Genomic DNA, 13,859 nt, shown 5'->3' with positions numbered 1-13,859 from the left:
GCCAGCCACATGCAACCCGACGCGCTGCTGCAGCTGCTCTCGCCCCGCTCGGTGGCCATCCTCGGCGCCTCGGACAACGCCATCAAGGCGGGCGGCCGGCCCATCGACTACATGCGCCGCCACGGCTTTGCCGGCGGCATCTACCCGGTCAACCCGAACCGCGCGACGATCCAGGGGCTGCCGGCCTTCGCCGAACTGGCCAAGGTGCCCGAGGCGCCCGACGTGGTGGTGATCAGCGTGGCGGGACAGGAGGTGGAGGGCGCCATCGACCAGTGCCTGGCGGTGGGCGCGCGCGCCGCGGTGATCTACTCCTCGGGCTTCGCCGAACTCGGCGAGGAGGGCGCCGCGCAGCAGCGGCGGCTGGTCGAGCGCGCCCGCGCCGGGGGGCTGCGGCTGTTCGGGCCCAACACGCAGGGCGTGGCGAACTTCCGCAGCGGCGCCATCCTGCATTTCTCGACGATGATCAACGAGGCGCCCGGGCTCGACGGCCCGGTGGCCGTGGTCAGCCAGAGCGGCGCCGGCTCGTCCATCGTCTACGGCGGCCTGCGCGGCATGGGCGTGGGCGTGCGCTACATGGTCGCCACCGGCAACGAGGCGGACATCACCGCCGCCGAGATGCTGCGCGCGATCGCGCACGACGACGATATCCGCGTGATGCTGCTGTATATCGAATCGCTGAAGGACCCGGAGGTGCTGGCCGAGGCCGCGCGGCTCGCGCACGAGCGGGACCTGCCGATCCTGGCCGTCAAGGCGGGGCGCACGCGCGCCGGTCAGCTCACCGCCAGCTCGCACACCGGCGCGCTCGCCGGCGAGGACGCGCTGGCCGACGCCTTCCTGCGCCAGCACGGCATCGTGCGCGTGTCCGACTTCCGCGACCTGGCGCAGTACAGCCAGATCTTCCTGGGCGGGCAGCGTCCGCGCGGGCGCAAGGTGGTGGCGATCAGCAATTCGGGCGCGACGTGCGTCCTGGCCGCCGATGCCGCCGAGGAGCGGGGCCTGGCGCTGTGCGAGTTCGACGCCCCGGGTGTCGCCGCGCTGCGCGAGGTGCTGCCGGCCTATGTGTCCGCGCGCAATCCCATCGACATGACCACGGCGCTGCTGGGCCAGCCGCAGATCTACGGCCGCACGCTCGACGCCGTCGCGGCGCAGCGCCAGGCGGACATGATCTTCGTCGGCTTCCCGATTGGCGGCGAAGGCTACGACTTCGACGACTTCTCGGCGCAGACGGGCCGCTTCGCGCAGCAAAGCGGGGTGCCGGTGGCGGTGGCCGCCAACCAGGACTGGGTCGCGCAGGCGTTCCGCAAGCAGGGCGTGCCGGTGTTCGAGAGCGAAGGCGCGGCCATGCGCGCGCTGGGCATGCTGGCGCAGTACACACAGGCGCGCGAGGCCGCGCTGCAAGGCGCGCCGCGTGCGGCCGCCGCGGCCGTCCCGCACGCAGGCGAAGCCCGTGCGCTGGACGAGGTCCACAGCCTCGCGCTGCTGGCCGACGCCGGGCTGCCGGCGGTGGCGCACCGCTGCTGCCGCGACGAGCGCGAGGTCAGGCGGGCGGTGGCGGAGCTGGGCTTTCCGCTGGTGGTCAAGGGCGTGTCGTCCGACCTCACGCACAAGTCCGAGCATGGCCTGGTCCGCCTGAACGTGAACAGCGAGGGCGAGGCGTTGGCGGCCTTTGCCGAGATGGAGGCCATCCTGCACCGGCTGGGCGTGCGCCACGGCGGCGTGCTGCTGGCGCGCCAGCACAAAGGCGCCTTCGAGCTGGCGGTGGGGGCGCATCTGGACGCCATCTACGGTCCGGTGGTGATGGTGGGGCACGGCGGCGTGCTGGTCGAGGCGCTGGACGACGTGCAGTTCCTGCTCGCGCCCTTCACCGTCGCGCAGGCGCGCGAGGCCATCGGCCGGCTGCATATCGCCCGCGCCTTCGGTCCGGTGCGCGGCATGGAGGCGGTCGACGTGGACCGGCTCGCCGCGCTGCTGGTGCGGCTGGGCGACTGGTTCGCGGGTGCGAACGGCCGCGTCGCGTCGGTGGACGCCAACCCGGTGATCGTGCCGCGCGGCGATGCCGCGCCGGTGCTGGTCGATGCCGTGGTGATCGCGCATGGGGAGGCGGCATGAACGCACCGACGAGGACGACGACGCTGCGCCGCGTGCTGGTCGCCAACCGCGGCGCGGTGGCCGCGCGCGTGATCCGCGCGCTCGATGCGCTGGGCATCGAATCGATCGCGGTCTACGCCGACGCCGATGCCGGCCTGCCCTATCTGGCCAGGGCCACGGTCAGCGTGCCGCTGGGCGCGTCCGCGCCGCTGCAGAGCTATCTGGACCAGGACAAGCTGTTGCGCATCGCGCGTGAGCACGGCGCCGACGGCGTGCATCCCGGCTATGGCTTCCTGTCCGAGAACGCCGGCTTCGCGGAACGGGTCGAGGCCGCGGGGCTTTGCTTCATCGGCCCGTCGCCGCACTGGATCCGGCGCCTTGGCCACAAGACCGAGGCGCGCACGCTGATGGCCGCGCACGGCATGCCGATGGCGCGCAGCTCGCCGGTGCTGCCCGACGACATGGACGTGGTGGCGCGCGCGGCGGCCGAGATCGGCTACCCGGTGCTGATCAAGCCGGCCGGCGGGGGCGGCGGCATCGGCATGCTGCCGGTGCACGCGCCCGCGGAGCTGGCCGCGGCCTGGCAGCGCGCGCGCTCGGTCGCGCAGCGCAGCTTCGGCCAGGCCGAGCTCTATCTGGAGCGGCTGGTCGAGCGGCCGCGGCATATCGAATTCCAGGTGCTGGCCGACCGCCATGGCGGCGTGCGCATCCTGTGGGAGCGCGATTGCTCGGTGCAGCGGCGCCACCAGAAGGTCATCGAGGAGGCGCGCGCGCCGGGACTGCCCGACGAGGCGGTGCGCGCCATGGGCGCGGAGCTGGCCACGCTGCTGGGCGGCATCGGCTACGACGTGATCGGCACCGTCGAGATGCTCTACACGCCCGAGACCGGCTTTGCCTTTCTCGAGCTCAATACGCGGCTGCAGGTCGAGCACGCGGTCACCGAGCAGGTCACCGGCATCGACATCGTCGCCGCGCAGATCCGGCTGGCGCGCGGGGAACGCATCGACGCGGTGCTGCCCGCCGAGATTCCCGCGCGCGGCCACGCGATCGAGGCGCGCGTCTATGCCGAGGACCCGGTGCGCTTCCTGCCGTCGCCGGGACCGCTGACGGTGTTCCGCCCGCCCGCGCACGAGGGCGTGCGCGTGGAAACCGGCTATGGCGAAGGCGCCGCCGTCACGTCGTTCTACGACCCGATGCTGGCCAAGGTCATCGCCACCGGCGCCGACCGCGCCGACGCCATCGCGCGCCTGGCCGCGGCGCTGGACGACTTCGCGGTCGCCGGCGTCAAGACCAATATCCCGTTCATCCAGCGCGTGCTGGCGCACGAGGACTTCCGCGCGGGCCGCATCGATACCGCGCTCGCGCAGCGCGTGCTGGCCGCGCCGGCGCCCGCCGACGCCGCCCTTTCCACCATTCCCCATTCCAGAGAGGTTGCCTGATGATCCAGATCGAAGCCGTCGTGAGCGGCCATGTTTGTGCCGTCGATGTCGCGGTTGGCGCTACCATTGCGGCCGGCGACGCCGTGATGATGATCGAATCGATGAAGATGGAGATTCCGCTGGAATCCGAGCACGCGGGCGTCGTCAAAGCCATCCTGGTCCAGCCCGGCGACGCCGTGGCCGAGGGCCAGGTCGTCATGGAACTAGTCTGAGGACTTCACTGAGGAAGCGGTTTTGGACAGCAGCGCGCAGTTTCAACCCGAGATCGTCCCGGCCGCGCCGGGCACCCCCGAGCGGCCCTATTTCGGCATCGACGTGCCGCTGATGCGCCATCTCGGCCTGCAGCCGGTGCATATGGAGGAGGGCCTGTGCCGCACGCGGCTGCCGGCCAATCCCGCGCTGGTCAACAGCCGCGGCGATGTGCACGGCGGCACGCTGATGGCCACGCTGGACTTCACGCTCAGCGGCGCGGCGCGCTCGCATGCGCCGCTGGAAACGGGCGTGATCACCATCGACATGTCCACGCATTTCCTGGCCGCCGCGCGCGGCGAGCTGACGCTGGAGTCGCGCTGCCTGCGCCGCGGCGCGCGCATCGCCTTCTGCGAGGCCGAAGTGAAGGACGCCAGCGGCACCGTGGTCTGCGTGGCGCGCGCGGCGTTCAAGCTGGTGCCGCTGTCGGCCGGCGGCAACTGAGTCGGGCCGGCCCGCGGCCGGAATCTCAGCCCAGCGTGCGTGGGGCGTGGGCGTGGTTCAGGGGGCCGTTGCCGGCGCCAAGCCGCAGCCCCGCGCCGGCGGCGATAGCCCTGGCCACATAGTCCAGCGCCCCTTCGACCGCGTCTTCCAGCGCCTGGCCGCGCGCCAGACCCGCCGCGGTGGCGGCCGCCAGCGTGCAGCCGGTGCCGTGCAGGTTGCGCGTATCGATGCGCGGATGCGTGAAGATGCGCGTGCGGCCGTCGCGCAGCATCAGCAGGTCTTCCAGCGCCGCTTCTTCCAGATGCCCGCCCTTGAGCAGCACGGCCGGGCAACCCAGCGCGATCAGCGCCCGCGCGGCGTCGGCCATCTCGGCGCGGCGCGTGATGGGCCGCCCCAGCAGATAGGACGCCTCGGGCAGGTTGGGCGTGACGAGGATCGCGCGCGGAAACAGCTGCTCGACCATGGCGCGCGCGGTGGCGTCGTCCGACAGCGTGGCGCCGGAGGTGGCCACCATCACCGGGTCCACCACGAGCTTGCGCAGGCCGTGCCGGTCCACCGCGTCGGCCACCGCCTGCACGATGGCGGCCGTGCCGAGCATGCCCGTCTTGGCGGCATCCACGCCGATGTCGCCGGCCACCGCGTCGATCTGCGCTGCCACCATGTCGGCCGGAATGGCATGCACGCCGGTCACCCCGAGCGTGTTCTGCGCGGTGATCGCGGTGATCGCGCTCATGCCGAAGCAGCCCAGCGCGGCGAAAGTCTTCAGGTCGGCCTGGATGCCGGCGCCTCCTCCCGAGTCCGAGCCGGCGATGGTGAGCGTGCGAGGTGGAGTGGCGGTCATGTCAGGAGCGGGATGCCGGCAAGGGGCGGTCGTATGCGGTGATTCCCGGGGCGATCCAGGGACCGATCCGGGGAAATGGCGGGTAAAACAAATCGTCGCGCGCTGTTGAGTCTGCTCGCGGGGCGGGTACAATACCGCCACTCCGAGGAGCGTTGCAACGGTTGGGCGCAGTGCCGGCGGGTCCTTCGACAGCAAGGGCCGCACGCCGACAGCCGCAAGGGCTGCATTGTGCCATCCGCCAGGCTCGGACTGTTTCAACGGCGCTCGCTGATCCGTGGTTCGCACGGTGGCGAGTCGACCCCTGTCCGCGTCGCGCCTTGTCCCTGCATCGATGCCCCGCATCCGATCCAGGCGCCTGGCCGCGAAGTGCGCGTCCTCCCGACCCGTCATCTGCGCCCACTCTTCACCGGAGTGACTCATGAACGCAGTGACAGACATCAAGAACGACTTCCTCGTGGCCGACATCGGCCTCGCCGCCTGGGGCCGCAAGGAAATCGCCATCGCGGAAACCGAAATGCCCGGCCTGATGGCCATCCGCGACGAATTCGCCGCGACCCAGCCGCTCAAGGGCGCCCGCATTGCCGGCTCGCTCCATATGACGATCCAGACCGCCGTGCTGATCGAGACGCTCAAGGCGCTCGGCGCCGACGTGCGCTGGGCCTCGTGCAACATCTTCTCGACCCAGGACCACGCCGCCGCGGCGATCGCCGCCAGCGGCACGCCGGTGTTCGCCTTCAAGGGCGAATCGCTGAAGGAATACTGGGACTTCACGCACCGCATCTTCGACTGGGCCGACGGCGGCACGCCCAACATGATCCTGGACGACGGCGGCGACGCGACGCTGCTGCTGCACCTGGGCGCCCGCGCCGAGAAGGACATCTCGGTGATCGGCAACCCGACCAGCGAGGAAGAGACGTTCCTGTTCGCGGCCATCAAGGAAAAGCTGGCCAAGGACAAGACCTGGTACAGCCGCAACCTCGAAGCGATCCGGGGCGTGACCGAGGAAACCACCACGGGCGTGCACCGCCTGTACCAGATGGCCCAGCGCGGCGAGCTGCGCTTCCCGGCCATCAACGTCAACGACTCGGTGACAAAGAGCAAGTTCGACAACCTGTACGGCTGCCGCGAATCGCTGGTGGACGGCATCAAGCGCGCCACCGACGTGATGATCGCCGGCAAGGTCGCGCTGGTCTGCGGCTACGGCGACGTGGGCAAGGGCAGCGCCCAGGCCCTGCGCGCGCTGTCGGCGCAGGTGTGGGTCACCGAAGTGGATCCGATCTGCGCGCTGCAGGCGGCGATGGAAGGCTACCGCGTGGTGACGATGGACTATGCGGCCGACAAGGCCGACATCTTCGTGACCTGCACCGGCAACTACCATGTGATCACGCACGACCACATGGCCAGGATGAAGGACCAGGCCATCGTCTGCAATATCGGCCACTTCGACAACGAGATCGATATCGCCTCGCTCGAGAAGTACCAGTGGGACGAGATCAAGCCGCAGGTCGACCACGTGATCTTCCCCGACGGCAAGAAGATCATCCTGCTGGCCAAGGGCCGCCTGGTGAACCTGGGCTGCGCCACCGGCCACCCGTCTTACGTGATGAGCAGCTCGTTCGCCAACCAGACCATCGCCCAGATCGAGCTGTGGCAGGAACGCGATAGCGGCAAGTATCCGGTCGGCGTCTACGTGCTGCCCAAGCACCTGGACGAGAAGGTCGCGCGCCTGCAGCTGAAGAAGCTGAACGCGCAGCTGACCGAGCTGACCGACGAGCAGGCCGCGTATATCGGGGTGAAGAAGGAAGGTCCGTACAAGGCGGATCATTACCGGTATTGATTTGTTGCTCGCGGGGGCTGGCGTCGTTGGCTCCTGCGGGCGGTCACCCTCACCCCCGCCCCTCTCGCGCTGGCGGGAGAGGGGAGAACACCGCAGGCGTTGCCAACACCGGTGGTTTGCTCCCCTCTCCCGCGCGGGACAGGGGCCGGGGGTGAGGGTGACCGCCAGCCAGTGCCACCTGTTTGAAGACACCACCAAGGAGCCCTCATGAGACTGCTGATCGTCTGGGTCATCAACGCCGTATCGCTGTTCGTGCTGCCCTATATCGTCTCGTCGATCCAGATCAGGAGCTTCGGCGCGGCGATGATCGCGGCGCTGGTGCTGGGACTGGTCAATACGCTGATCCGGCCTATCCTTGTCATCCTGACGCTGCCCGTCACGCTGCTGACGCTGGGCCTGTTTATCTTCGTGATCAACGCCCTGCTGTTCCTGTTCGTCGGCAACCTGCTGGCGGGCTTCACGGTGGACGGCTTCTGGGCGGCGCTGCTCGGCTCCATCCTGTACAGCGTGATTTCCTGGCTCCTGTCCAGCCTGCTGCTGGGCGAGCGCTCCGCCGCCTGAGGCGGTTCGCCGGCCCGTCGTGGCCACTATCCAAGCGCCGCCGCGAGGCGGCGCCTTCATCATGCAAGAGCGCTATTTCAGCTTCGAGTTTTTCCCGCCCAAGACCGCCGAGGGCACCGAAAAGCTGCGCAACACGCGCGCGCAGCTCGCTACGCTGCGTCCCAAGTACATCTCCGTGACGTTCGGCGCGGGCGGCACCACGCAACAGGGCACCCTCGACACCGTGCTGGAAATCCAGCGCGAGGGCATCGAGGCGGCGCCGCACCTGTCGTGCGTGGGTTCCACGCGCGAGGGCATCCGCCAGATCCTCGCCACCTACAAGGACAACGGCATCCGCCATATCGTCGCGCTGCGCGGCGACATGCCGTCCGGCATGGGCGAGATCGGCGAATTCCGCTACGCCAACGAGCTCGTCGAATTCATCCGCGCCGAAACGGGCGACTGGTTCCATATCGAGGTGGCGGCCTACCCGGAATACCACCCGCAGGCGAAGTCGCCGCGCCACGATCTGGAGAACTTCGTGCGCAAGGTCAACGCCGGCGCCGACTCCGCGATCACGCAGTACTTCTTCAATCCCGATGCGTATTTCCGCTTCGTCGACGATGCGCGCGCGCTGGGCGTCGAGGTGCCGATCGTGCCGGGCATCATGCCCATCACGAACTATTCGCAGCTGATGCGCTTCTCCGAGATGTGCGGCGCCGAGGTGCCGCGCTGGGTGGCCAAGCGCCTGGAGGGCTTCGGCGATGACCGCGAATCGATCCGCGCGTTCGGGCTGGACGTGGTCACCGCGCTGTGCGAGCGGCTGCTGTCGGCCGGCGTGCCGGGCCTGCATTTCTACACGCTCAACGCAGCCGGCGCGACCAAGGCGATCTGGCAGCGGCTGAAGCTGTAAGCGGCGGGCCGGCGTCCTTGGGCGCCGTTTGGTGCCATGGCTTCGCGGTGTCATACTGCGGGCCATGGTCACCGCGACGTTTCGTTTCTATCAGGAACTGAACGACTTTCTCGCGCCCGCCATGCGCGGCAGGGATTGCACCTGCCCCTGCGCCCGCGCCGCCACGGTCAAGCACATGATCGAGGCGCTGGGCGTGCCGCACACCGAGGTCGAGCTGATTCTCGTCAACGGCGAATCGACCGGTTTCGGCCGCCTGCTAGCCGACGGCGACCGCGTCTCGGTCTATCCCAAGTTCGAAGCGCTGGACATCACGCCGTTGCTGCGCGTGCGCGAGGCCCCGCTGCGCGTCACGCGCTTCGTCGCCGACGCGCATCTGGGCGGCCTGGCCCACGTGCTGCGGATGACCGGCTACGACACCCTGTACGACAACCACTACGAAGACAGCGAGATCGAGCGCATCGCCGCGCGCGAGGGCCGCGTGGTGCTGACGCGGGACCGCGAGCTGCTCAAGCGGGGCGGCATCACGCACGGTTGCTATGTGCGGGCGCTCAAGCCCCAGCGGCAGCTGTTCGAGATCTTCGACCGGCTCGACCTGCACCGCCAGGCGCGGCCCTTCACGCTGTGCCTGGACTGCAATGCGCCGCTGCGCGCGATCGGCAAGGACGCGGTGCTGGCGCGGCTGCCGCCCGCCGTGCGCGAGCGGCACGAGCGCTTTTCCACCTGCGATGTGTGCGAGCGCGTCTTTTGGGAGGGCTCGCACTGGCGCCGCATGCGGGCGCTGGTCGATGCATTGACCGGACCGCGTGGCGGTGCGGACTGAGGTCCGCGTCGGGCGCCGTCTTCAGAACGCGCCGGCCTCGGTCACCATCCAGTCCATCGGCACATCGTGCGGCTCGGCGGCAAGCGCCACGCGGCAGGCTTCGTAGCCGATGCCGATCGCCAGCGGCCGCGCCGGGCCCTGGGCCAGCGCGGCCAGCGTGCGGTCATAGAAGCCGCCGCCGTAACCCAGGCGGAACTTCCCGGCGCTGAAACCGACACAGGGAATCAGCAGGGCATCGGGCGTGGCTGCCGCGGCATCGGCCGGAACCGGGATGCCGTAGCGGCCTTCGCGCATCGGCGCGCCGGGCTCCCAGCGGTGGAAGTCCAGCGGCGCGCCGGGGCGGCTGACCGAGGGCAGCGCGGCGCTGCGCAGTGGCGACGCGGCCAGCCAGCGCGTCATCGCGGCGCGCGCATCGAACTCCTGCTGGATCGGCCAGTAGAAGCCCAGGCAATGGATGGTCAGGCGGTCCAGCAGTTCGGCCAGCGCCGCCTCGAGGCGGGCATCGGCCTCGGCGCGGCCGGGCAGCGTGGCGCGGCGCGCGAGCAGCGCCTTGCGCAGCGCGTGGCGTGCCTCGGGGTCCGGCGCTGGCGCGGTGCCGCCGGGGCCGGCGTTGCCGTCGGCCGGAATAGGGCCCGGAATATCGGTGAATTGCGGCATTTTCACGTATCACGTGCGTGGGATAATGGCCGCGACATATTGGTTATCAAGCGTAGCGGCGGGCACATCGAGCCGGTCCAGGCCGAGGCGCGACAACAAGGAACAGTACATGCCCAAGGGAGTATATCTGCAGCGTGCAGCGCAGATCGCATTGACTACGCTGGCCTGCGCGTGGCTCGCCACGCCGGCCCACGCGCAGAAAGCAATCAAGGTCCAGTCCCAGGCGACCGTCATCCCCAGCTCGCCCGACGATGCCTTCCTCGCGCTGCGCGAGGCGGCGCGCCGCAACGACGTGGAGCGCGCCTACGCCATCTCCGCCACGCTGGTCGACTACCCCATTCCCTCCTACGTCGAGTATTTCCGCATCAAGCCGCAGTTGTTCGACGCCAGCGGCCTCGCCCGCGTCGATGCGCCGGACGACCAGGTGCGGGCGTTCCTGCGCCGCTACGACGGCGAGGCCATCGCCGACCGCATGCGCAACGACTGGCTGCTGGTGCTGGGCAAGCGCCGCGACTGGGCCCAGTTCGACGCCGAATATCCGCGCTTCGCGCTGAAGGACGACACGCAGGTGGCCTGCTACGCGCTGCTGTCGCGCGCGCTCAAGGGCGAGAACGTGGCGGCCGACGCGCGCGCCACGCTGGTCGATCCGAAGTACTACGGCGAGGGCTGCATCGACCTGATCGGCTATCTGGTGCAAAGCCGCCAGATCACGCGCGGCGACGTCGCCTTCCAGGCACGGCTGGCGCTGGAGCAGAACCTGTCGACCGTGGCCGGCCGCATCGCCGCCACGGCGCCCGACATGCGCGCCGACGGCGACATGCTGGCCACCGTCGTCAAGATGGCCCGCAGCGACCCGTCGCAGGCCGCCGCCTACCTGAACGCCAGCGGCTCGGTGCTGCCGCGCGAGGAGCAGGGCGCGGCGTGGGGCGTGGTCGGCCAGTACGCCGCCAAGAAGCTGTTGCCCGATGCGGCCGGCTACTTCCGCCGCCAGCTCGAACTGGGCGGCAACAACTGGCTCTCGACCGAGACCCAGGAGTGGCGCGTGCGCGCGCTGCTGCGCCAGGGCGACTGGAAGTCGATCCAGCAGGCGGTCGAGGCGATGCCGCCGGAGCTGCGCGCCAAGGATGCGGCCTGGACCTACTGGCTGGGCCGCGCGCTCAAGGCCGACGGCCGCGACAAGGAGGCGCAGCAGCAGTTCGAGTCCATCGCGACGCAGTTCAATTTCTACGGGCAGCTGGCCACCGAGGAACTGGGCAACCGCATCACGCTGCCGGCGCGCACCGTCGTCAGCGATGCCGAGGCGAACGCCATGCGCACCCGCGCCGGCTTCCAGCGCGCGCGCAAGTTCTACGACATGAACCTGCGCTTCGAGGGCAACCGCGAATGGAACTGGACGCTGCGCGGCATGAGCGACCGCGAGCTGCTGGCCGCCGCCGAATTCGCGCGCCGCACCGAACTGCTGGACCGCGCCGTCAACTCGGCGGACCGCACCCGCGTCGAGCACGACTTCGCGCTGCGCTTCCTGATGCCGTACCGCGACCTGATGCAGCGCGCCACCGATGAGCAGGGCCTGGACATGGCCTGGACCTACGGCCTGATCCGCCAGGAGTCGCGCTTCATCATGAACGCCCGCTCGTCCGCCGGCGCGCAGGGGCTGATGCAGGTGATGCCCGCCACCGCGAAGTTCGTCGCCCGCAAGATCGGCATGACCGACTTCTCGCCGTCGATGATGAGCGACCCGCAGGTCAACATCCAGCTCGGCACCAGCTACATGAACATGGTGCTGACCGACCTGGAGAGCTCGCAGACGCTGGCCTCGGCGGCCTACAACGCCGGGCCGGGCCGTCCCAAGAGCTGGCGCTCGACGCTGTCGCGGCCGGTGGAGGGCGCGATCTTCGCGGAGACCATCCCGTTTACGGAGACGCGGAACTACGTCAAGAATGTGCTTTCGAACGCTACGTACTATGCTGCTCTGATCAACGGTCATCCGCAGTCGCTGAAGGCACGGCTCGGTACGGTGGCGCCGTCGCAGGTGACCACCACCAGCCTGCCGTAACGGAAGGGAGCGCCGCCCGCGCGGCGGCGCCTGCGCGGCGACAGCGTTGGCACAGCTTCGTCCGGAGGTAGTCATGCATACCAGCAACGTGCTGTTGATCGGCGGCGCCGGCTTCATCGGCAGCCATATCGTCGCCAAGCTCGCCGCCGTGGCTGGCGCCTCGGCGCCGCCGCTGGAACCGGGCACCATCACCGAGCCACCCCTCGATCCGCAACGGATCATCGTGGCCACCCGCAACGAAGACCACGCGCGCGACATGCTGGCCCTGCCGCGCGTGGAGGTGCTGGTGCTCGATACGGCCGACGACGCCGCGCTCGATGCGGCCATCGGCCAACTCGGCCTGGAAGGCATCGTGGTCAATCTCGTCGGCGTGCTCCACGGCGAGCGCGCCAACCCTTATGGCGCCGCCTTTGCCGCCGCCCATGTCGACCTGCCCACCCGTCTCGTCGCCTCCATGCGGCGCACGGGCGTCCGGCGCCTGCTGCATATGAGCGCGCTCGGCGCGGACAGCGCCGGCCCGTCGATGTATCTGCGCAGCAAGGGCGACGGCGAACGCGTGGTGCGCGACAGCGGCCTGGACTGGACCATCTTCCGCCCATCGGTGGTGTTCGGCCCGGACGACCACTTCCTGAAAATGTTCGCGCAGATGCAGCAGCTGGCGCCGATGGTGCCGCTGGCCAGCGCCCATGCGCGTTTCCAGCCGATCTTCGTGCAGGACGTGGCGCAGGCCTTCGTCAACGCGATGGCCACGCCGGCCACCATCGGGCGCGCCTACGATCTGGGCGGCCCGCAGGTGTACACCCTCGAGGAACTGGTCCGCTTCGCCGGCCGCGCCTCGGGCCATCCGCGCCCGGTGGTCGCCCTGCCCGAGGGCATGGGACGCTTCCAGGCCGCGGTGCTGGAGCATCTGCCCGGCGCGCCGCTGCTGACGCGGGACAATCTCGATTCGATGCGCGTCGATGCCGTGCTGGACGGCCCCATCGCCCCGGAGCTGGGCATCCACCCGGCCAGCGTCGAAGCGGTGATGACGGACGCCTTCGGCACCGGCGCGCGCGAGGCGCGCATGCGCACGCTGCGAGGCAGCGTGCATCGCTGATTCGTAGTCTCTCCGGCGCCGCCCATGTGATGCGGATTCACATGGCTTGCCAGTCCAATTCGTTTGGACCGCCGTGCGCCGCTGGCTACAATGAGCGGCTTCCCAGGCACGTTACGTCCGGCCCGCCCAGAGGCCGGACGGTGCCGTGAACCGGCCTGTGCCAGGCCCCGCCTCCCAAGGAATCCGCGATGAAGCTAGTGATCGGCAACAAGAATTACTCCTCCTGGTCGCTGCGGCCGTGGCTGCTGCTCACCCAGGCCGGCATCCCGTTCGAGGAGATCAACGTCCGCCTGTTCCATGAGGGCTTCGCCGCGGAGATCGCGCGCTACTCGCCAGCCGGCAAGGTGCCGGTGCTGGTGGACGGCGACGTGACGGTGTGGGATTCCCTGGCCATCTGCGAATACGTCGCCGAACGCTTTCCCGAGCGCCAGCTGTGGCCGGCCGACCGCGCGGCGCGCGCTTATGCCCGCGCCATCTGCGCGGAGATGCATTCCGGCTTCGGCGACCTGCGCAGCCAGATGCCGATGAATGTCACGGCCGTGCTGCCCGGCATGGGCTGGAACGTCGCGGTGCAGCGCGACGTGGACCGCGTAGCACGCATCTGGACCGATGCGCGCGAGCGCCACGGCGCGGGCGGCCCCTTCCTGTTCGGCCAGTTCTCGATCGCGGATGCCTTCTACGCGCCGGTGGTCAGCCGCTTCGCCACCTACGGGGTGCACCTGCCGGACGCCGCCAAGCCCTATGCGGACTTCATCCTGTCGCTGCCGTCCATGCAGCAGTGGGTGGAGGCCGCGCGCGCCGAGCGCGACTTCGTGGCGGCCGACGAGCCGTACCGCACGGCGCCGGACTGGGACGCCGCGTCGGGGACCGTGCGCTGAG

General features: G+C 69.9%; 13 protein-coding genes and 1 riboswitch. Of the genes, 11 read left to right on the top strand and 2 right to left on the bottom strand.

The features are described from left to right. Positions 1-9: 9 nt before the first annotated feature. From LDO27_RS14610 to LDO27_RS14595, 4 genes are read left to right on the top strand one after another with little or no spacing between them, the layout of a single operon-like run. Positions 10-2,109, top strand: a complete 2,100-nt coding sequence (locus tag LDO27_RS14610; protein ID WP_224042403.1) for an acetate--CoA ligase family protein — start codon at positions 10-12, stop codon at positions 2,107-2,109. Further along, entirely contained in the window at positions 2,106-3,527 is a 1,422-nt protein-coding gene (locus LDO27_RS14605; protein ID WP_224042402.1) for an acetyl-CoA carboxylase biotin carboxylase subunit, read from the top strand. The genes LDO27_RS14610 and LDO27_RS14605 overlap by 4 nt, the downstream gene beginning before the upstream one ends. Beyond that, positions 3,527-3,739 (top strand): acetyl-CoA carboxylase biotin carboxyl carrier protein subunit, encoded by a 213-nt coding sequence (locus LDO27_RS14600; RefSeq protein ID WP_222202643.1) that lies wholly within the window; start codon positions 3,527-3,529, stop codon positions 3,737-3,739. The genes LDO27_RS14605 and LDO27_RS14600 overlap by 1 nt, the downstream gene beginning before the upstream one ends. A gap of 22 nt (positions 3,740-3,761) precedes the next feature. Next, the gene (locus tag LDO27_RS14595; protein WP_222202641.1) at positions 3,762-4,220 is read left to right on the top strand and encodes a PaaI family thioesterase; all 459 of its coding nucleotides are present in this window, start codon (positions 3,762-3,764) and stop codon (positions 4,218-4,220) included. A gap of 25 nt (positions 4,221-4,245) precedes the next feature. On the opposite strand, the gene thiD is transcribed toward LDO27_RS14595, so the two are convergent. After that, the gene (thiD, locus tag LDO27_RS14590; protein ID WP_224042400.1) at positions 4,246-5,061 is read right to left on the bottom strand and encodes a bifunctional hydroxymethylpyrimidine kinase/phosphomethylpyrimidine kinase; all 816 of its coding nucleotides are present in this window, start codon (positions 5,059-5,061) and stop codon (positions 4,246-4,248) included. 138 nt (positions 5,062-5,199) lie between these two features. Next, positions 5,200-5,334, top strand: a riboswitch (S-adenosyl-L-homocysteine riboswitch). 145 nt (positions 5,335-5,479) lie between these two features. On the opposite strand from thiD, the gene ahcY reads away from it, so the two are divergent. The 4 genes from ahcY (at position 5,480) to LDO27_RS14570 (ending at position 9,171) form a co-directional block, all read left to right on the top strand. After that, positions 5,480-6,898, top strand: coding sequence for an adenosylhomocysteinase (gene ahcY, locus LDO27_RS14585; protein ID WP_222202636.1), 1,419 nt, complete (start codon positions 5,480-5,482; stop codon positions 6,896-6,898). 207 nt (positions 6,899-7,105) lie between these two features. Further along, positions 7,106-7,459, top strand: a complete 354-nt coding sequence (locus LDO27_RS14580; RefSeq protein ID WP_222202635.1) for a phage holin family protein — start codon at positions 7,106-7,108, stop codon at positions 7,457-7,459. A gap of 61 nt (positions 7,460-7,520) precedes the next feature. After that, complete coding sequence (gene metF / locus LDO27_RS14575; RefSeq protein ID WP_222202634.1) at positions 7,521-8,351, top strand: methylenetetrahydrofolate reductase [NAD(P)H]; 831 nt, start codon at positions 7,521-7,523, stop codon at positions 8,349-8,351. A 64-nt stretch (positions 8,352-8,415) separates the two neighbouring features. Further along, a complete protein-coding gene (locus LDO27_RS14570; protein ID WP_224042399.1) occupies positions 8,416-9,171 on the top strand; it encodes a Mut7-C ubiquitin/RNAse domain-containing protein in 756 nt (251 codons plus the stop codon). 21 nt (positions 9,172-9,192) lie between these two features. Here LDO27_RS14570 and LDO27_RS14565 read toward each other — a convergent pair whose 3' ends face one another. Continuing rightward, the gene (locus LDO27_RS14565; protein ID WP_224042397.1) at positions 9,193-9,828 is read right to left on the bottom strand and encodes a 5-formyltetrahydrofolate cyclo-ligase; all 636 of its coding nucleotides are present in this window, start codon (positions 9,826-9,828) and stop codon (positions 9,193-9,195) included. A 109-nt stretch (positions 9,829-9,937) separates the two neighbouring features. Between LDO27_RS14565 and LDO27_RS14560 the strand changes: the two genes are divergently transcribed. The 3 genes from LDO27_RS14560 to LDO27_RS14550 all read left to right on the top strand — a co-directional run bounded on the left by LDO27_RS14560 (position 9,938) and on the right by LDO27_RS14550 (position 13,858). Next, positions 9,938-11,884: a lytic transglycosylase domain-containing protein gene (locus LDO27_RS14560; protein WP_224042395.1), complete on the top strand. Its 1,947-nt coding sequence runs from the start codon at positions 9,938-9,940 to the stop codon at positions 11,882-11,884. A gap of 73 nt (positions 11,885-11,957) precedes the next feature. Next, complete coding sequence (locus LDO27_RS14555; protein ID WP_224042393.1) at positions 11,958-12,980, top strand: complex I NDUFA9 subunit family protein; 1,023 nt, start codon at positions 11,958-11,960, stop codon at positions 12,978-12,980. A gap of 188 nt (positions 12,981-13,168) precedes the next feature. Next, positions 13,169-13,858: a glutathione S-transferase family protein gene (locus LDO27_RS14550; RefSeq protein ID WP_224042391.1), complete on the top strand. Its 690-nt coding sequence runs from the start codon at positions 13,169-13,171 to the stop codon at positions 13,856-13,858. Position 13,859: the final 1 nt, after the last annotated feature.

The organism is Cupriavidus respiraculi (assembly GCF_914271545.1).
In the GTDB taxonomy this organism is placed as follows: Bacteria; Pseudomonadota; Gammaproteobacteria; order Burkholderiales; family Burkholderiaceae; genus Cupriavidus; species Cupriavidus respiraculi.
Note: the sequence above shows the minus strand (reverse complement) of the source record. Positions and strands in the feature narration are given on the sequence as shown.